Consider the following 19,080-nt stretch of genomic DNA (forward strand, 5'->3'; position numbering starts at 1 on the left):
ACCCAGGCCGACGCCCACCCCGGGCACTAGCCCAGGACGCCCGCCGAGGCCGATAAGGCCGAGCCAGCGCCCACGAAGACCACGGCACCCGAGCCGCTACACCCCGAGACGACAGCCCAACCGCAAACCACCCAGGCCGACGCCCACCCCGGGCACTAGCCCAGGACGCCCGCCGAGGCCGATAAGGCCGAGCCAGCGCCCACGAAGACCACGGCACCCGAGCCGCTACACCCCGAAGCGAAGGCCCAGCGGCAGACCTCCCCGGCCGGCGCCCGCCCCGGGCACTGGTCAGGGTCCTGGCCTGGGGCGCTATCCCCGGACACTGGTCCAGGACGCCCGCCCGGGGCCGGTGACGCCCGGCTGAGGCGGGGCGGCCGGTACCCACACAGGGAAGCGGCGCCCCGGGCCGCTGCATCCCCAGGCGGGGCCCGGCGGCAGGCCAGCCGAACCGGCGCCCGCCCCGAGACGGGTCCAGGACGCTGCCCCGGGGCTCTGGCCCTGGGGCAGCAGCCCGGGGCGCGGGGCCCCGAGCTGCCGGTCCGGGGCGTGATCGGCCCGCAGCCGCGGGTCTCACAAAGGCGTCGCCGCGTGCAGGATGAGGACCATCGTGACGGCCGAGTTCGCGGAGGACATCGCCGATACGGCCGTTCCCGCGGCCGCGCCCCAGGCCGCGAGTCCGACCGAGGTGAACACCGAGGGCCAGGTGCGGACGGCGGGGGCGGGGCCGAGCAGGGCCGCCACCCGGCGGGGGACCGGGCCGGGGGCGGCCAGACCGGCGAGTGTGGGGGCCGGGGTGCCCCGGGAGACGAGCGCGGCCGTGCCGATCGCGCGTGCCACCGTGCGGCGGCTGCCGATCGCCCGGGCCGCCTCCTCGTCGGCCCACCGCTCGGCCGTATAGGCCACGGCCGTTCGCAGCGGCCGCAGGAAGGGGTTGGCCCGGGCGGCGAGCTGCACGGCGAGCAGGAACCGGTCGTGCCGGGCGGCGAGGTGGGCCCGCTCATGGGCGAACAGGGCCCGACGCTCGGCCGACCGCAGTTGGTCCAGCAACCCGGTGGTCACCACGACTCGCCCCGCGCGCGGGCCACGGGCAGGAGCACCACCGCTCCGGCCTCCGGGCAGCGCGTACGCATACGGCGCGGCGTCCGGCAGTACGGCCACCTCCGTGTTCGGCAGCCCGGCAAGGGCGCGGTGGGCACGGCGGCGTACCCGGGCATGCCGCCACAGGGTCCGGCCGCAGGCGACGACCACCGCGCACAGCGCGGGAATCGCGGCCTTGCCGACGACCTCGTCGTACGGCACCGCCGCCCGCACCTCGGGGTCCGACCAGCCGTCGGGCAGCGGGTTGCCGGGGAGCTGGGCGGTGCCGACCACCATCACCAGGCCCAGGCACACGGTGCTGCACAGCGCCAGCACCGCCGCCATCGCGGTCAGCAGCCGGGTCGCGGTGCGCGGATGCAGATGCTGTTCGGCCAGGCGCGCGACCGGCCATGCCGTGAGCGGCAGCACCAGTGGCATAAAGACGAAGACCCCCATGAGGCTTCAGTCTTCCCCCTCGCCATGGGCCTGATCCAGCAGGTCGCGCAGCAGCCGTTCGTCGTCCGGACCGAGGCCGGTGAGGAAACTGGCCAGCACGGCCTCGCGGTCGCTCTCGGCATCCAGCACCTTGCGCATCTTCCGCGCGGCCAGGCCCGCCTGGTCCGAGGCGGGCGTCCAGACGAAGGACCGGCCGACCCGCTCCCGGGTGACCGCGCTCTTGCCCAGCAGCCGGGTCAGGATCGTGATCACCGTCGTGTACGCGAGGTCACCGCCGAGGCGTTCCTGCACCCAGCCGGCCGTCGCCGCACCGTCCGCTTCCCGCAGCGCCTCCAGCACCAGCGCCTCCAGCTCGCCCTGCCCCCGCCGGGGACGCTGCCGGGGATCCGTCACCGCCCTGCCTCCCTTCCACCGCCCTGCGTTGCCCGTGGGCACATCGTATAGATGCGCGGGAGCACACCCCTCCTCTTCTACAGTGTTGTAGATTTTAGTCAGGTTCGCTTCCCGGACCCGGAACGCACACGTCAAGAAGGAGTACCCCGTGGGAGTTTCCCTGTCCAAGGGCGGCAACGTCTCGCTCAGCAAGGAGGCCCCTGGTCTCACGGCCGTCCTGGTCGGCCTGGGCTGGGACGTCCGCACGACCACCGGCACGGACTACGATCTGGACGCCTCCGCCCTGCTCCTCGATGCCTCCGGCAAGGTCCCCTCCGACCAGCACTTCGTCTTCTACAACAACCTGAAGAGCCCGGACGGCTCGGTCGAGCACACCGGCGACAACCTCACCGGCGAGGGCGAGGGCGACGACGAGACCGTCAAGGTGAACCTCGCCGCCGTGCCCGCCGAGATCGACAAGATCGTGTTCCCGGTCTCCATCCACGACGCCGAGAACCGCGGCCAGAGCTTCGGACAGGTCCGCAACGCGTTCATCCGGGTCGTCAACCAGGCCGGCGGCCAGGAGATCGCCCGCTACGACCTGTCCGAGGACGCCTCCACCGAGACGGCGATGGTGTTCGGCGAGCTCTACCGGCACGGCGAGGAATGGAAGTTCCGTGCCGTCGGCCAGGGGTACGCCTCCGGACTGGCCGGTATCGCCTCCGACTTCGGCGTCAGCGTCTGACACGGACCGACCGCACCGCCGGGCCCGCCGACGCACGGCAGGCCCGGCGGCCTCCTCAGCAACCGACCGGGAGACCACGTGGCCGAATCGTCCCGCCTCCGCCCCGAGGACCGCGCGGACTTCGAAGCGGTACTGCACCTGGCGCTGACCACCGCGGACATCCGCGGTGCCCTCGGTGCCGACCCGACCGGCCGGGCGGCCGCGCGCCTGCGCGCCCACGCACTGGCCCACGCCGACGACCTCGCGGCGGCGGCCGGCGAGCCGTACCGCGCCTATCTCGCCGCACGGAGGGCGGCCCGGCACGAGGCGTCCTCCGAAGGGCGGGGCGCCGGCAGTCTGCTGCCCGCCCTCGCGGTGCTCACGCCCCTCGTGGCGGCCACGTCCGCCGGGGTCCTGCTCCTGCTCGGCGGACTGCTCCAAGTGGCCGACGCCCCGGGTCCGTTGCCCAGATCGCTCCTGGCGGCCGGCTGGACCCTGGCGTTCGTGGCGGCCGTGACCGGCCTCCTCGCCCTGGCCGCGCTGCTGCGCACGGCCCTGGGACGACGCGGAGCAGCTACGGCCGGCCGTGTGGAGCACGCCCGGCTGGCCTGGCGGCAGGCGCTGCTCGACCTCGGCCTGCTGCCCCACCTGCGCGGGCAGCTGGCCCCGCGACCCGAGGCGGCGATGACGCCGGCCTCCCCGCCCGATACGCTCGCGCCGTGCCCGGCCCGGGCGGGAAAGGACAGGACACCATGTTCGGACTGAGCGAGATCGCGATCATCCTCCTCGTCGTCATAGCCGTGATCGGAGCGAAGAAGCTCCCCGAACTCGCCCGCTCGGCCGGCAAGTCGGCCCGCATCCTCAAGGCCGAGGCACGCGCCGCGAAGGACCAGGAGGCCGGGCCGGGCACCGCGCCGCGGGTGGTCCAGGGCGAGGTCGTCCCGCCGGGCGGCACCGGCGCGACTCCGCCCGGGGCGCGAGCGGCGGGCGCCCCGGACCATCCCTGATCCGTCCCCTGATCCGTCCCGGGGCTACAGCGTGCGCTCCAGGCGGTCCGCCACCAGCTTGACGAAACGGGCGGGGTCCTTGGGCTGGCCGCCCTCGGCGAGCACCGCCAGCGTGTGCAGCAGCTCGGCGGACTCGACGAGGCCCGAGCGGTCCTCGCGCTCCTTGTACGCCTGGTTCAGGCCCTTCACCAGCGGATGACCGGGGTTGAGCTCGAGGATCCGCTGGGCGCGCGGCACCTCCTGGCCCATCGCCCGGTACATGTTCTCCAGGGCCGGGGTCAGATCGTGCGCGTCCGAGACGACACAGGCGGGAGAGACGGTGAGCCGCGCCGACAGGCGCACCTCCTTGATGTCCTCGCCCAGCTGCTCCCGCATCCAGCCGAGCAGCCCGGCGTGGTCCTCGGCCTGCTTCTCCCGCTCCTCGTCGGCCTTCTCGTCCCCCTGGGCGTCCAGGTCGATCTCGCCCTTGGCGACGGACCGCAGCCGCTTGCCCTCGTACTCGCCCACGGCGTCCACCCACACCTCGTCGACGGCGTCGGTGAGCAGCAGGACCTCGATGCCCTTGTCGCGGAACGCCTCCATGTGCGGGGAGTTCTCGATGCTCTGCCGGGACTCGCCGGTGAGGTAGTAGATGTCCTCCTGGCCGTCCTTCATCCGCTCCGCGTACTGCGCCAGCGTGGTCGGCTCGTCGTCGGCGTGCGTGGTCGCGAACGAGGAGACGGCGAGGATGGCGTCCCGGTTCTCGGAGTCGGTGACCAGGCCCTCCTTGAGGACGGTGCCGAACTCACGCCAGAAGGTGGCGTAGCGGTCGGCGTCCTTGGTCATGAACTCCTTGACCGTGGACAGGACCTTCTTGGTCAGCCGGCGCTGCATCATCCGGATGTGCCGGTCCTGCTGGAGAATCTCGCGGGAGACGTTGAGCGAGAGGTCCGCCGCGTCGACGACGCCCTTGACGAAGCGCAGGTACGGCGGCAGCAGCTCCTCGCAGTCGTCCATGATGAAGACGCGCTTCACATAGAGCTGGATGCCGCGCTTGAAGTCCCGCGTGAACAGGTCGTGCGGGGCGTGCGCGGGGACGAAGAGCAGGGCCTGGTACTCGAAGGTGCCCTCCGCCTGCAGCCGGATCGTCTCCAGCGGCTCGCGCCAGTCGTGGCTGATGTGCTTGTACAGCTCGTGGTACTCGTCGTCGGAGACCTCGTCGCGCGAGCGCGCCCACAGGGCCTTCATGGAGTTCAGCGTCTCGGGCTCGGGCGCGCTGTCGCCGTCGTCGTCGGAGGAAGCGGCCTCCGGGGCCATCCGGATCGGCCAGGTGATGAAGTCCGAGTACCGCTTGACGATGTCCTTGATCTGCCACGGCGAGGTGTAGTCGTGGAGCTGGTTCTCGGGGTCGGCGGGCTTGAGGTGGAGCGTGACGGAGGTGCCCTGCGGCGCGTCGTCGACCTTCTCCAGCGTGTACGTGGCCTCACCGCGCGACGTCCAGCGGGTCCCCTGGCTCTCGCCGGCGCGCCGGGTCACCAGTGTCACCTCGTCCGCCGCCATGAAGCCGGAGTAGAAGCCGACCCCGAACTGGCCGATGAGCCCCTCGGCCCCGGCCGCGTCCTTGGCCTCCTTCAGATCCCGCAGGAACGTGGCGGTGCCCGAGTTGGCGATGGTGCCGATGAGCTGCCCGACCTCGTCGTACGACATCCCGATGCCGTTGTCCCGCACCGTGAGGGTACGGGCCTCCTTGTCGACGTCGATCCGGATGTGCAGATCCGACACGTCGGCGTCGAGCGAGTCGTCCCGCAGCTTCTCCAGACGCAGCTTGTCGAGCGCGTCCGAAGCGTTGGAGACGAGCTCCCGAAGGAAGACATCCTTGTTCGAGTAGACCGAGTGGATCATCAGCTGGAGCAGCTGACGGGCCTCTACCTGGAACTCAAACGTTTCGGTCGTCATGGTTCGCGTATACCTCACAGGTCCCACAGTCGCCTGAAATCGTGGCAGCAACTGTAAAACACCAAGTCAGGCCGCAGACCCGGAAGTCAGACGAGATGGGCGAACACCACCAGGTTCTCGGTGTAGTCCCGGGCCTTTCGGTCGTAGGTACCCGCGCAGGTGATGAGCCGGACCTGGGCGTCGGCCGTGTCGCCGTAGACGCGCTCGCTGGGGAAGCCGTCCTTCTCGAAGGACTCCGTTCCGTCGACCGCGAAGGTCGCCCGGCGGCCGTCGGCTCGCACCACATGGAACCGGTCGCCCTTCCGCAGCTCCCCCAGCCGGGCGAACACGGCCAGGGACGTCGCGGTGTCCACGTGCCCGGCGATGATCGAGGTGCCGGTCTCTCCGGGCGAGTGGCCCTTGGCGTACCAGCCGACGAGGTTGGTCTCGTCGGGCGGCGGGGGTGCGAGCCGGCCCGAACGGTCGAGGGCGAGGCCGGTGAAGGGAGCGTCGACCGCGATCTTGGGGATGAGGAGGCGGACCGGCCGGGACCGGGGCAGATGCGGGCGGGCCTTGGACGATCCGGACCGGTAGGGTCCCGCGGACGTGGACGGCGCGGCCGCCGACTCGGCCGGCGGGGCGTGCGGGCCCGCGGTGTCGGACGACTCGTCGCCGCCACCGACCAGGCACAGGGTCAGGACCAGGGCGGCCACCGCCCAGAAGGCCGTCACGGCGGTGCGGAATCGCCGCTTCGACTTCTGCGGCTCGGGGCCTGGGCCGACAGGGATAGGGGGGCTGGCTGCCATCGGGGACCACCTCATTCGGGCACGGCAGCGCATCGGGCAGGGCAGCGGGCACGACACGCGTGGACGACGAGCCGGGCCGCCGCGACGCGAGGGGCACGTGCGGCGGCCACGGCGGCTATGTGGTCAGGCATCGGTCATGCCGTGCCCCGCGAGCCCCTCTGGCGTCGCAGCGCGTACACGCCGGTGCCGGCCACCGCGAGCACGGCGAGACCGCCGGCGGTGACAGCCGGCCCGGCCAGTGCGCCACCACCGGTGTGGACACCGCCGCGCGGCTTGTCGTGCTTGCCGTGCTCGTCGTGCCGGCCGTTCTCGTCGTGCTTGTCGTGGTCGTCGTGCCTGCCGTTCTCGTCGTGCTTGTCGTCCCAGTCCTTGTCGCGCTTGTCCCCGTAGGGGTCGTCGTGCTTGTCGCCCCAGGGGTCCTCGCCGCGCTCGCCGTCCTTGAAGGTGTCCGGGTCGTGCTTGGGGTTGTCCCAGTCGTCGTCGGCGTTCACGGCGGCCAGCGCTCCGCCACCCGTGTGTACCCCGCCGCGCGGCTTGTGGTCCTTGCCGTCTCTGTGGTGCTCCTTGCTGCTAGAAGTGGTGTCGTGGTCCCGGTCACCCATGGCCTCGGCACAGGCGGTGGGTGCGGCGATCGCGAGGGCCGCCGTGGCGGTCGCCGTCGCGAGCAGAATGCGGGCAGAGCGCATCGGTAGTCCTTCCGTCGCGGGCCGGGCAGCTGACGCCACGCCAGCTCAGGAGACCCGGCCTCGACGTGAACCACCGTCAGTCATGCCGGGCCGTCCCACCATCCAGGACGTTCACACGGGTTACGACCGCACTCTGACGGCGGCATTCTCATGGCCGTGGTCCGTCTCTTCCGGATGGGCCCGGCCGCCGTCGCACGCCCGGCACGGCGGCCACACCGCTCACCGTGGCGCTATCGCCTCCAGGAGCTCTGACGCCCGAGGCGACTCGGGTCCGGGTCGACCAGCTGGGCCGACATGCCGACCATGACCAGGCCTGCCGCGATGAGCAGCCCCTGGGCCAGGGCGATGCCGGAGCCCAGGGCGGCCACGCCGAGCGCCAGTCCCCACCAGGCTCCGGTACGCCGGTACTCCCGGGGCCGGGCCGGGCGGCCGGATCGCAGGGCCCGGGCGAATCTGGGGTCCTCCCGCTCGAGTCGCGCTTCGAGGTCGACGAGACGTTCGTCTCCGGACTGGGGCACGGCTTCTCCTTCCCGGAACCCGACAGCGCTTCGAGGCAGGGCACAGCACGGCCGAGGCCATGGCAGGTCCTGGGGTGTCGGGGCACGTGGCGGTACGGAGGGAGACAGCCCGCCGACTGCGCGGCGCGGCCGGTCTCACCAGGGCTTCAGCTTCTCCCCCCTCCAGCGGCTTCCGCCATCAGGCCCCACCCTCATCCTTCCCGGTGCCCGCACTGTACGAACGCCGTGCCGGGAGGCCGGTGTTCGCCCCGAGGATGGGTGGTGGCACGGATGGCGGCGGGGCGGGGCAGCGCACACGCTGGAGGGATGACGGAGGCGGACAGGTCGGTGGAGGCGGTACGCGGTGCCCTTGTTCTGGCGGATCTTCCTGCTGAACGCCCTGGTGCTGATCACGGCGACCGCGTTGCTGCTGGGGCCCGTGACCGTCTCCACGCCGGTGCTGCTGACCGAGGCCGCGGTGCTGACGGTGGGGCTGGCCGCGATGCTCGTCGCCAACGCGCTGCTGCTGCGGGTCGGGCTCGCCCCGCTCCAGCGTCTGACGCGCGCCATGACGACGACCGACCTGCTGCGTCCGGGGCGGCGTCCCGCGGTCGGCGGGCAGGCGGAGGTCGCCGAGCTGATCACGACCTTCAACACGATGCTCGACCGGCTGGAGGACGAGCGGGCCACGAGCAGCGCCCGGGTCCTGTCCGCCCAGGAGGCCGAGCGGCGCCGTATCGCCCAGGAACTGCACGACGAGGTGGGGCAGACCCTCACGGCCGTTCTGCTCGAACTCGAGCGGGTGGCCGGTCATGCCCCGCCCGGCCTGCTGGAGGAGCTGCGTCAGGTGCAGGAGACCACCCGGGCCGGTCTGGACGAGATCCGTCGTATCGCCCGCCGGCTGCGCCCCGGTGTGCTGGACGAACTCGGTCTGGCGAGTGCGCTGAAGTCCCTCGCCACCGACTTCGGCGGGCCGTGTCTGTCCGTACGGCACCGTCTGGACGCGGATCTGCCGCCGCTGGGCCCGGAGGCCGAGCTCGTCCTCTACCGGGTGGCGCAGGAGGGGCTCACCAATGTCGTCCGGCACGCGCACGCCCGGCACGCAGAGCTCGCCCTGCGGCGGACCGCCACGGGCGTGCGGCTGTGCGTCCGTGACGACGGACGGGGCACCGGCGACGCGCCGGAGGGGGCGGGCATTCGCGGCATGCGGGAACGTGCCCTGCTCGTCGGCGCCGACCTCAGCCTGGGCCCCGGCCCGGAGAAGGGCACCGAAGTACGCCTGACCGTCCCCGTGCCCGTACGCGCCCCCGACCGGAACGGCTGACCATGACCGACTCCCCCACACGCATCCTGCTCGCCGACGACCACGCCCTGGTGCGGCGGGGTGTCCGGCTGATCCTGGACGCCGAGCCCGATCTCACCGTGGTCGCCGAGGCGGACGACGGTGCCGAGGCCGTCGCCCGGGCCCGCGAGCACCGGCCCGATCTGGCCGTCCTCGACATCGCCATGCCCCGGCTGACGGGGCTCCAGGCCGCCCGGGAGCTGTCCCGGACCTGTCCCGAGACGCGGATCCTCATCCTGACCATGTACGACAACGAGCAGTTCTTCTTCGAGGCGCTCGGTGCCGGTGCCTCGGGCTATGTGCTGAAGTCCGTCGCGGACCGCGATCTGGTCGAGGCGTGCCGGGCCACCATGCGGGGCGAGCCCTTCCTGTATCCCGGTGCCGTCGACGCGCTCGTCCGCGACTACCTCGACCGCGCCCGGGAGGGCGGCACACCGCCCTCCCGGGCCATCACCGACCGTGAGGAGGAGATCCTCAAGCTCGTCGCCGAGGGCCACACCTCGCAGCAGATCGCCGAGCTCCTGGTCATCAGCCCCAAGACGGTGGAGCGTCACCGCGCCAACCTGCTCCAGAAGCTCGGCCTGAAGGACCGTCTGGAGCTGACGCGCTATGCCATCCGTGTCGGGCTGATCGAGCCCTGAGGCCCGGCCCCGAGGCCGAGACGGGCTAGCGCTCGGCCTCGGCTGGCTGGGGAGCGGACGGTACGGGGTCCGCTTGGGGCTCGATGTCGTACGTCGGTGCCGTGCGGCCCGGCAGGAGGTCCTGGGCGGACCGGAGCGCGCGGGCGAGCAGGGCGGAGCGGCCGGCGGCGATGGGGCCGAGGACCGCGAGGACGAGGACGTATCCGGCGATGAACGGGGCGAGGCGTTCGTCGAGTCCGGCGCTGGCGGCCATGGCGGCCAGGATCAGCGCGAACTCCCCGCGGGCGACGAGCGTGGTGGCGATCTCGGCGGCGGGCTCGGCGCCGTAGCCGTACACGCGGGCGACGAGGAGTCCGGCGATGATGTTCATGACGACGGTCAGCGCGGCGGCCGCGGCGACCGGGCCGACGACGGACAGGATGTCGCCGGGGTCGATGGAGAGACCGAAGGCGAAGAAGAAGATCGCCGCGAAGGCGTCGCGCAGCGGATGCACCAGTTCCCGGATGCGCGGGCCGGAGGAGGTGCCGGCCAGGATCAGTCCGACCATGAACGCGCCGATGGCGTCGGCGACTCCGAGGACCTCGGCGACCCCCGCCACGAGGACGGCCGCGCCGAGGAAGGTGATGACGAGCAGTTCGCTGTCACGGGTCGCGATCAGGCGCCCGGCGAGCTTCGTGCCGTAGCGGGCCGCGGCGGCCAGGACCAGCAGGAAGCCGAAGGCCTTGCCACCCTGGAGGACCATGTCCCCGACGCCCTGGGCGCCGCTGATGACCGGCTGGAGCGCGGCGAGGTACAGCGCGAGGAAGATGTCCTCGACCACGATGACGCCCAGGATGAGACGGGTCTCCGGGCGGCCGATGCGGCCCAGGTCGATGAGGATCTTGGTGACGATGGCGGACGAGGAGATCCCGAGGACACCGGCGAGCACCAGCGCCTCCCGGACACCCCAGCCCAGGGCGAAGCCGAAGGCCAGACCCGCGCCGACGTTGAGCAGCAGATAGATCCCGCCCGCGGTCAGCAGGCGCCGGCCGCCGCTCTTGAGGTCGTCGAGGTGGAACTCAAGGCCCAGGTAGAACAGCAGCAGCACCAGTCCGAGCGCGGAGAGCATCTCGAAGTCGTGTGCGTCCTCGACGATGACCAGGCCCGGGGTGTGCGGGCCGAGCAGGATGCCCGCGAGCATGAACAGCGGAATCGTCGGGAGCCCGATCCTGCCGCCGAGGCGGGCGAGGAAGGCGGCGGCCAGGAAGGCACCGCCCATGGCGAGGAGGCTGTCAGCGTGTCCCACGGGTCACCGCCTTCGTGGGAGCGCGGTAGGCGGATCGTTTCACCTTGCGGGGATGGATAGGGGCTCCTCCTTCGAAGGGGGGCTCTGAACGGGCAGCGTCTTCCGCCTCTCGGCGCATACCGAGGCCGCGGCCATGACAACCGGCACGAAAGCCTCGGCGACGCTGCCACCCTCACACGCACACCGGCGGCGTCACCATCGGTGCCCGCACCCATCTCCGGGCGGGGACGACACCCATCTCCCCGTCATACGCCCCGGTGCTCGATGCCGAGCAGGCTCGCCGCCGCCCGGAAGTCGGCCGCGTGATGGCCGACCGCGAGGGACCAGTGGTGGCCGACGCCCGTGGCGCTCCAGTCGTCCACCCATTCGCCCGGATCACGGCCGAAGTCGACACGGCTGGTGGTGTTGCCGATCGCCAGCAGCGGTCCGGGGACGACGGTGCCCTCGGAGGTGACGAAGGACAGGCTGCCATCGGCGTCCTGGCCGAGGCCGAGCAGGGTGACGGGCCCGTGCCGGACGTCGAACTCGACGCTCACTCCCCAGCCGCGCTTGCCGTGGTAGACGCCGAGTCCGCGCAAGAGGGGGTCGCGGGCGCTGACGGCGAGGTGGGCGGGTCCGTCGTGGCCCATCTCCACGACGCCGTCCTCGAAGTCGAGGGCCTGGATCTCGGTGAAGGAGCCGCCGGCGCCGACGCTCTGGGAGGCGAGCTGGGCCACGCTGGTGCGCAGTTCGTACTCGCCGGCCGCAGGTACGCCCCGGGCGGTGAGCAGAGAGGCGCCCAGGATCATGCCGGCGCCGAGCCGCTCGTGGAGTTCGCCGTCGAGGCCGCGGTGGTAGTAGGCGAGGGTGTCGAGCCCGAAGTCCTCGACCAGGCGGTCCAGTGCGACCGACACGGTCGCGCCCCAGGCGAAGTCCTCGTCCACCACGCTGTCGTCGAGGGTGAAGACCTGCCGGGCGAGTGCCATGCGCTCCTTCGTCTCCGCCTCTCTCACGCGCTCCACCCGGTGCCGCAGGTCGTCGAACTCCAGCACCTCCACGTGCGAGCCGAACGTCGTGGCCAGCAGCGTCGGATCGGTCTGCACGTCGAGCATGCCGGGGTACACGTGTCCCATCAGGCCGTGCCGGGCGTGCCGGAGCGCGGCGCGGATGTGCGCGGCCCGGATCCACTGCTCGATGCGCCGCCAGGCGGACTCCTGGCGCAGCCATCCCGAGACCGACCGGAACGGGATTCCGGCGCGCCGGAAGACGTTGCCCACCTCGGGGACGGAGCACTGGGCGCAGTAGGCCAGCCAGTCCCCCGTGTCGAAGGTCGCGTGGTCCATCCGCTCGGTCGGCTGAAGGTCGATGACCAGGACGGGCGTGTGCGAGCGCCGCGCGACCGGCAGCACCATCGACGACGTCAGATACGTCGTCAGAAACAGCACGATCAGATCGCAGTCGGCCCGGCGCAGCAGCTCGGCGGCCTCCGCGCCCTCCTGCGCGTCGGAGACGAATCCGGCGTCGGTCACCTCCGCGTCCATCCCCCGGAACCGCTCGGCGACATAAGCGGCCGACTCCTTCAGCTGCGGGAGGAGACCCGGGAACTGCGGCCAGTAGGTGCCCAGTCCGCCGGCGACCAGTCCGATCCGGGTGCGGCGCCGGGCGACCGGCGGGAGCAGCTCGTGCAGGGCGGCGGTCCCTACGGCCTTGCGGGTGCCGTCCGGCCCGGTCTCCGCGGTCGTTGCCATGGTCGAAGCTCCTTGTCAGGTCTGCTGCGGCTCAGGGACTGGGAACGCGCAGGTCCGTTCTGTCGCGCACCGCGCCGGAGGAACGCGGTACCAGGACGCGGATGATGAACACGCCCGCGAACGCCGCCACCGTCATACAGGCGGTGATCGTCCAGAGCAGGACGGCCGGGCTGTAGTCGGCGAGGGCGGGAGTGAAGAAGGCGGCGACGGCGAAGACGCCCCGCGACAGGGCGTAGGTCAGGCCCTGGGTGGTGCCCCGGGTGTCCGCCGGCAGCGTGAGCTGCGACCACACCTTGTAGTTCGCCTCTCCGGCGAAGGGGTGGGAGAACTGGTAGAGGACGAAGAAGACGAGCATGCCGACGAGCGCGCCCGCGGTCAGGGACGCGATGACGAAGGCGAGGATCTGCACGACGCAGGCCACGTGGAACAGCCGGTCGCGCCATGGGGTGTCGGCGACCCGGACGAAGGCGATGGTCAGCAGCACCCCGATCGGGATGAAGGCGAGGTTGATCCCGGTGGCCAGGCTCTGCGAGGCGTCGCTGACGGTGACGAGCAGATAGGTGCCGAACTGGCCGAAGGTGTTGGCCCCGAGGCCCCAAGTGACGTAGAAGACGAAGGTCGCGGTCATCGGCAGCAGAGCGGCGCGCTTCCACAGGTTCTTCAGGGAGATCCCCTCCGGCGCTGCCTCCGGTTCGGTTTCTGGCGGTTCGTCGGAGAGCTTCAGACGGGAGCGGAAGGCCCAGGTGACGAGCGCGGCGACGGCCAGTTGCCCGGTGATGAGCCGGGCCCCGGTCATGCCCGTGGTGGACAGGACGAAGCCGAGGAAGATGGCGACGGCGATGCCCAGCATCCACATGACCTGGGTGAAGGCGACGAGCCTGCCCCGGGCCCAGGAGGGCGCAGCGTCCGAGACCACGGCCAGGGACGTCGGCAGGTCGGCGCCGGCCGCGAGTCCCGCGACGAGGACGCCGATCAGCAGCGTGATGTCGTCCGGGGCCAGCGTGATGACGATCGCGCCGAGGGCGAAGCAGAAGATGTCCCAGTTGTAGACGCGGCGGCGGCCGAAGAGGTCGGCGAGCCGTCCGCCGACCAGGGACCCTACGGCGATGCAGCCGGTGACGATCGCGCTGATCGCGCCGGCCATCCACACGCCCATGTCGTAACTGTCACGGTAGATGGCCAGGTTGACGGAGATGCTGACGATCAGCCCGGCATCGAGATAGGAGGCCATGCCCGACAGGGCGGCGGCCTTCCAGAGCTGTTTCGGGATGGGGCGGGTACCGGCCATGATGCGACTCCGTCGTCTGGTGACATCGCGGTTCCGGGGGCCTGGGTCGCAGTGAATATAGGGCGAGAAAAACGTTGCAACAAGATGTCGCGCGCCGATGTGTGACATGGCGTCGGCATCGTCGCCACCGTGCGGGGTTATGGCGTCACCGTGCCAGGTCCCCTACGGTGAAGGTGGCCTGAAAACGTTTCAGGGGAAGGACCGTGCCCGTGCTCTCCCCCGCACTCCAGCGCCTGTTCGACGACCCGCCCCGCGACTTCGGCCCCACTCCCCTGTGGTGGTGGTCGGGCGCGAAGGTCACCCGTGAGCGCCTCGCCTGGCAGTTGCGGGCGTTCGCGCAGGGCGGTGTCCACAACCTCGTCGTGATCAACCTGGCCCCGGCGGGCCCGACCTTCGGTGCCCGGGCCGACGATCCGGCGTGGTTCGGCGAGGAGTGGTGGGCACGCTTCACCGACGCCTGCGAGATCGCCGGGGAACTGGGCACACGCCTGTGGTTCTACGACCAGATCGGGTTCTCCGGCGCCAATGTGCAGGGCGGTGTGACACGGCGTCATCCCGAGGCGGCCGGCCGCGCGCTGCGCTGCCACGACCTCACCGTCGCCCGGGGCAGGGTCGCCGTCAGTGATGCCGAGACCCCGCTGGCCGCGTACACCCGGCAGGGCAGGCGCCTCGAACTGGCCACGGACGACCCGGGCCCGGTGGGTGTCGCAGCCGCCGACGGAACCGAGGTGCGGCTCGTCACCACCGTCCCCACGGCGTTCGACTACCTCGACCCGCACGCCGTGGGCCTGTTGATGGACACCGTCCACCACGAGTACGACCGCCGCGTGCCCGAGTACCTGGGCACCGTCGTCGCGGGCAGCTTCCAGGACGAACTGCCGGGCACGAACGCGTGGAGCCACCGCTTCGCCGACGAGTTCCGCGCCCGGCGCGGCTACGACCTGCTCGACCACCTGCCGGCCCTGTTCGGGACGAACGCCACCGTGCCGGAGGGAGAGATCCGCGCCGACTACTACGCGGTGCGCGCGGAACTCACCGAGGAGGCCCTGTTCCGGCCGCTCGCCGACTGGCACCGCGAACGCGGCCTGCTGCTCGGCAGCGACCAGAGCCACCCGGCCCGCGCGGGCTACCCGGCGCAGTCGACTCAGATCTACACCGACTACTTCCGGACCCACCGCTGGTACAGCGCCGCCGGGAGCGACCACCACGGTGACGCCAAGGTGCACTCCTCCATGGCCCACCTCTACGGCCACGAGCGGGTGTGGATCGAGGCGTTCCACTCCTCCGGCTGGGGCGGCACGCTGGAGGACACCTACCATTGGCTGCTGCCGTTCCTGCGCAGCGGCGCCAACCTGTACAACCCGCACGCCAGTTACTTCGGCACGGCGGGTGGCTGGTTCGAGTGGGCGCCGCCGTCCACCGACTGGCGCCAGCCCTACTGGAAGCAGTACCCGGCGTTCTCCCGGGCCGTGGCCCGGATCTGCTCGATCATGTCCTGGGGGAGCTACGCGGCCGACGTGGCGGTCCTTCACCCGACGGCGACCATGCAGGCGCTCCTCCCGCTGGACGCGCCGGTCCAGCACTTCGGAGACGGCCGACTGGGCGACGGCCATGCCGACGCCGACGAGACGCAGCGCCACTACCTGGACCTGTGCGGCACGAACAACTGGCTCGCCCCGCACGTCGGCAGCCTGGACCGGCACGGGATCTCCTTCGACGTCGTCGACGACGACTCGGTCCAGCGCGCCAAGGCCACCGACGGCGCCCTGCGCATCAGGGACCTGGCGTACCGGGCGGTGCTGCTGCCCTCGGCGAGCGTGCTGGAGGAGGAAACGGCACGACGGCTGGCCGAACTGCTCGACGCGGGTGGGCGGGTCGTGGTCGTGGGGCGTTCGCCCGCTACGGCCTCGGGCCGGTCCGGTGACGACGCGGTGGTGGCTGCCCTGCTGGCCCATCCACGGCTGGAGCGGGTGCGCGACCCGGAGGCCGGTGCGGTGGCGGTGGCGGATCCGGCCGGGTACGCCACCGGTGAGGTGCCGCTGCTCGTCAGGAGGCAGGGGAAAGAGGCGGTGGCGCTGGTCACGGCGGCCTTCCCGGAGATCGGCGCGCATCCGCTGCGGGCCGGCGCCGCCCCGTCAAGCCTCGCCGTCGGCACGTCGTCCGTCACCGTGCGGGCCGAGGTCGCCGAGGCCGAGGTCTGGAACCCGGCGACCGGCTCCCGCCGTCCCGCGCACGTCACCCCCTCCGAGTCCGCCGACGGCACCGTCTCGACCATCGAGGTGCCGCTGGACGGCGCCCCCGCGGCCCTGGTCGTCTGGCGTGAAGGCCGCCCGGCACCGACGCCGCCGGAACAGGAGTCGCCCGACCGGGTGCTCGACCTCTCGGCCGGCTGGCACGGCCGCCTGATCCCCACCCTGGACAACACCTGGGGCGATCTGGCACTGCCCCCGGGCACGTCCGTCGACGAGCCGCAGCTCTGGACCGTGGAGTGGACCGAGGGCGGGGTGTGGGAGCGGGCCCGGGCCACGTACGGCAACCGGGTCCGCGTCCTGCCCCCGATGCCCGTCGGCCGGGTGCCCGAGCCGCTGGACACGGAAGGCGCCGAGCGCGTCCTGGCGGGCGAGCTGCCCCTCGTACCGCCGGACGCGGGCTGGGACGTCGCCGTGTACTCGTCGAGCCGGGGCATCCCGGACCCGGGCGGACTGCTGGGCCTCAAGGGGCTGGTGAACGAGGAGTTCGTCCGCGTGCCCGTGCCGGTCGGCGCGACGGCCGCGCGGGTCCGGACGATCGTGGAGACCGAGCACCGGGGGCCCGCCGCACTGCAGGTCGGCGCGGAGGCCCGCAAGCGGGTGTGGTGGAACGGCGAGCTGCTGGACCCTGAAGGCGACGGGTACCTGGCATCCGCCCGGATCACGGTGGCCCGTGCCCGGAACGTGCTCGAGTACGAACTGTCCGACGCCCAGAGCCGGCCGTCGACGATCTCGGCGGAGGACGGCACACCGCTGGGCAGCTTCTTCTGCCTCTCCGCGCCGGGCGGGCTCGGGCCGCGTCCGCGGTTCATGCGCCCGCCGGAGGGTGTGCTGCCGGACGGCGGGGTGACGTACCGGGCGCGGCTGCGGGTCCCGGGCGAGGGCGCGCGGGCGGTGCTCGTGGTGGGTGCCGCCTCGGCGGTCACCGTGCTGCTCGACGGGGCCGTCGTGGCGCGGCAGGAGAAGGTGGAGTACTACGAGGCCGACTGGGGCGCCGTGCCGCAGTTCTTCCGCCACGAACCGGCGCTCGGGGCGGGCGAGCACACCCTGGAGGTCGTGTCCGACACTGCCGACGCCCGGGACGCGGTGTTCGTCGACCTGGTGGTCCGGTCCGGGGCCGAGGTGACGGCCCTGGTCAGCGGTTCCGGCTGGGAGGCCCGGACGGGCGGGTGGCGGGGGCGGACCGTCGAGGACGAGCGCAGGCGGGGCGAGTTGCGGCACTGCCACGCGGCGGTACGGCCGCATCCGCTGCCGGACACCGGGTGGCTCACCGGCCGGCCGGTGCTCGCCGGCACGGTATGGCCGTCACGGTCCACGGACGACGTCCACGCGGCCCCGCAGCGCTTCCGGTTCACCGTGCCGGCGGGCACGGTGTCGCTCGATCTGCCGCTGGCGCTTCCGGCGAGCGTGCGCGTCGGGGAGGGTCCCGAGTCGCCCCTGGACGGACCTCGGCTGACACTGCGTCAGCCACTTCCGGTGCCCACGCCGGTCGAGGTGGTCACCGAGCCGACGGCGGTGCTGCGGGGCGGCTCGGCCTGGCGGGGGCCGGTGCGCGTGCGGACCGTACCGGCGCCGCTGCCGCTCGGCGACTGGCGTGAGCTGGGGCTGGGCAGTTGGAGCGGCGGCGTCATGTACGCGCGTGCGCTTCAGGTGCCGCCGGGGCCCGATCCCGTGCTGGATCTCGGACGGGTCCGGGGCAGTGTGGAGGTGTCGGTCGACGGGGAGTTCGCCGGTGAGGCGTTCTGCGCGCCGTACCGTTTCCCGTTGCGCGGTGCCGCGGGGCGTACCGTCCGGGTGGAGGTGACGGTCCGGGGCACGCTGGCGCCCTACCTCGCGGAGGCCACGCCCACCGCCTGGGCGTTCGACTCCCAGTTGTCGTCGGGGCTGCTGGGTCCGGTGACGCTGCGGGTGCCCTCCGAGGTCTAATCGCTGGTGAGCGGCCGGGTGGAGTCGCGCAGGACGAGGCCGGGGGCGAAGACGCGGGTCTCGTGGAGGTGGTCCGCGCGGGCCTCGATCTCGTCGAGCAGCATCTCCACGGCCGCCCGGCCGAGGTCCTCGACCGGCTGCCGGACCGTCGTCAGGGTCGTCGCCCCGAAGCTCGCGACGTCGAGGTCGCCGTAGCCGACCACCTGCACGTCCTCGGGGACGCGCACGCCCCGCTCGGTCAGGCCCCGGCACAGGCCGGCCGCGAGGAAGTCGTTGGTGCAGAAGACCCCGTCGGGCAGATCCTCCAGTTCGCGCGCGATCTGCGTGCCGTAGACGACGGTCATCCGCTCGGCGACGACCTGGTCCAGCCGTGCCTCGCGCCGGCTGCGGACGGCCTGCCGGGCGCCCTGGTAGCGGTCGGCGCACTGGCGTATGCCGCGTTCGCCGTTGACGACGAGGATGTCGCGCGCCCCGCTGTCGAGGAGGTGCTGTACGGCGATACGGCCGCCCGCGATGTCGTCGACGGACGCCGAGCAGCCCTCCCGGTCGGGCATCGCACGGTCGGCCAGGACCAGCGGGATGCCCCGCTCGCGCAGCCGGGCCAGACGCCCCGGGTCGGCGCTGAGCGGCACGACGACCACTCCGACGGCCCGCTGCTCGACGAGCATGCTGAAGTAGCCCTGTTCCCGCTCCGGGGCGTCGCCGCTGTGGCAGAGGACGAGGGAGTAGCCGTGGTCGTAGGCCGCGTCGGCCGCGCCGCGTGCGATGCGCGCGTAGAAGGAGTTGGTCACGTCGGGCAGCACGAGCCCGATGGCGGAGGAGTGGCCGGTGCGCAGGCCCGCCGCTCCGGGGTGGGGGACGTAGTCGAGTTCGGCGACCGCGACGCGGACGCGCTCGGCGGTCCGTGCGGTGACCCGCTCGGGCCGGTTGAGCACGTTCGACACCGTGGACACCGAGACGCCGGCGGCGGCCGCGACGTCCTGGATGCGGGCGGGGCGTGCCGGAATGGCGTCCACCCCCTCGCTGTTGCGGCCGTGCGACCAGGCACGACGGCGGCCTCCTTGAGCGCCGCAAGTATAACGT

Annotated in this window: 16 protein-coding genes; 6 read left to right on the forward strand and 10 right to left on the reverse strand. The window is 72.4% G+C overall.

Translation table 11 applies throughout. The features are described from left to right. Positions 1-570: 570 nt before the first annotated feature. Together ACWIF2_RS09855 and ACWIF2_RS09860 are read right to left on the reverse strand one after the other, a co-directional pair. Entirely contained in the window at positions 571-1,533 is a 963-nt protein-coding gene (locus tag ACWIF2_RS09855; protein WP_454359631.1) for a M56 family metallopeptidase, read from the reverse strand. A gap of 6 nt (positions 1,534-1,539) precedes the next feature. Continuing rightward, complete coding sequence (locus ACWIF2_RS09860) at positions 1,540-1,926, reverse strand: BlaI/MecI/CopY family transcriptional regulator (RefSeq protein WP_454359632.1); 387 nt, start codon at positions 1,924-1,926, stop codon at positions 1,540-1,542. Positions 1,927-2,074: 148 nt separating this feature from the next. On the opposite strand from ACWIF2_RS09860, the gene ACWIF2_RS09865 reads away from it, so the two are divergent. From ACWIF2_RS09865 to ACWIF2_RS09875, 3 genes are all read left to right on the forward strand, one after another. After that, positions 2,075-2,650, forward strand: coding sequence for a TerD family protein (locus ACWIF2_RS09865; RefSeq protein WP_189730482.1), 576 nt, complete (start codon positions 2,075-2,077; stop codon positions 2,648-2,650). Between the two features lie 78 nt (positions 2,651-2,728). Then, positions 2,729-3,394 carry a hypothetical protein gene (locus ACWIF2_RS09870; protein WP_454359633.1) on the forward strand — a complete coding sequence of 222 codons (666 nt, stop codon included), beginning with the start codon at positions 2,729-2,731 and terminating at the stop codon, positions 3,392-3,394. Beyond that, positions 3,382-3,636, forward strand: a complete 255-nt coding sequence (locus tag ACWIF2_RS09875; RefSeq protein WP_454359634.1) for a twin-arginine translocase TatA/TatE family subunit — start codon at positions 3,382-3,384, stop codon at positions 3,634-3,636. The genes ACWIF2_RS09870 and ACWIF2_RS09875 overlap by 13 nt, the downstream gene beginning before the upstream one ends. Before the next feature lie 24 nt (positions 3,637-3,660). Here the strand turns inward: ACWIF2_RS09875 and htpG are convergent, their stop codons facing one another. The 4 genes from htpG to ACWIF2_RS09895 form a co-directional block, all read right to left on the reverse strand. After that, complete coding sequence (htpG, locus tag ACWIF2_RS09880; RefSeq protein WP_454359635.1) at positions 3,661-5,571, reverse strand: molecular chaperone HtpG; 1,911 nt, start codon at positions 5,569-5,571, stop codon at positions 3,661-3,663. Positions 5,572-5,657: 86 nt separating this feature from the next. Then, complete coding sequence (locus tag ACWIF2_RS09885) at positions 5,658-6,356, reverse strand: class F sortase (protein ID WP_454359636.1); 699 nt, start codon at positions 6,354-6,356, stop codon at positions 5,658-5,660. Positions 6,357-6,490: 134 nt separating this feature from the next. Then, the gene (locus ACWIF2_RS09890) at positions 6,491-7,042 is read right to left on the reverse strand and encodes a hypothetical protein (protein ID WP_454359637.1); all 552 of its coding nucleotides are present in this window, start codon (positions 7,040-7,042) and stop codon (positions 6,491-6,493) included. A gap of 230 nt (positions 7,043-7,272) precedes the next feature. Next, positions 7,273-7,560 carry a DUF3040 domain-containing protein gene (locus ACWIF2_RS09895; protein WP_454359638.1) on the reverse strand — a complete coding sequence of 96 codons (288 nt, stop codon included), beginning with the start codon at positions 7,558-7,560 and terminating at the stop codon, positions 7,273-7,275. A 343-nt stretch (positions 7,561-7,903) separates the two neighbouring features. Here ACWIF2_RS09895 and ACWIF2_RS09900 point away from each other — a divergent pair, with 343 nt between their 5' ends. Beyond that, positions 7,904-8,863 carry a HAMP domain-containing sensor histidine kinase gene (locus ACWIF2_RS09900; protein WP_454359639.1) on the forward strand — a complete coding sequence of 320 codons (960 nt, stop codon included), beginning with the start codon at positions 7,904-7,906 and terminating at the stop codon, positions 8,861-8,863. Positions 8,864-8,865: 2 nt separating this feature from the next. Beyond that, a complete protein-coding gene (locus ACWIF2_RS09905) occupies positions 8,866-9,522 on the forward strand; it encodes a response regulator (RefSeq protein WP_454359640.1) in 657 nt (218 codons plus the stop codon). 25 nt (positions 9,523-9,547) lie between these two features. Here ACWIF2_RS09905 and ACWIF2_RS09910 read toward each other — a convergent pair whose 3' ends face one another. From ACWIF2_RS09910 to ACWIF2_RS09920, 3 genes are all read right to left on the reverse strand, one after another. After that, complete coding sequence (locus ACWIF2_RS09910) at positions 9,548-10,807, reverse strand: cation:proton antiporter (protein WP_454359641.1); 1,260 nt, start codon at positions 10,805-10,807, stop codon at positions 9,548-9,550. A 245-nt stretch (positions 10,808-11,052) separates the two neighbouring features. Further along, positions 11,053-12,534 (reverse strand): arabinose isomerase, encoded by a 1,482-nt coding sequence (locus ACWIF2_RS09915; protein ID WP_454359642.1) that lies wholly within the window; start codon positions 12,532-12,534, stop codon positions 11,053-11,055. 31 nt (positions 12,535-12,565) lie between these two features. Then, positions 12,566-13,822 (reverse strand): MFS transporter, encoded by a 1,257-nt coding sequence (locus tag ACWIF2_RS09920; protein WP_454359643.1) that lies wholly within the window; start codon positions 13,820-13,822, stop codon positions 12,566-12,568. Between the two features lie 209 nt (positions 13,823-14,031). On the opposite strand from ACWIF2_RS09920, the gene ACWIF2_RS09925 reads away from it, so the two are divergent. Beyond that, a complete protein-coding gene (locus tag ACWIF2_RS09925; RefSeq protein WP_454359644.1) occupies positions 14,032-17,997 on the forward strand; it encodes a glycosyl hydrolase in 3,966 nt (1,321 codons plus the stop codon). Here the strand turns inward: ACWIF2_RS09925 and ACWIF2_RS09930 are convergent. Beyond that, positions 17,994-19,013 carry a LacI family DNA-binding transcriptional regulator gene (locus ACWIF2_RS09930; protein WP_454359645.1) on the reverse strand — a complete coding sequence of 340 codons (1,020 nt, stop codon included), beginning with the start codon at positions 19,011-19,013 and terminating at the stop codon, positions 17,994-17,996. The two genes, ACWIF2_RS09925 and ACWIF2_RS09930, sit on opposite strands and share 4 nt — an antisense overlap. Positions 19,014-19,080: the final 67 nt, after the last annotated feature.

Source organism: Streptomyces sp. NPDC055506 (assembly GCF_053643595.1).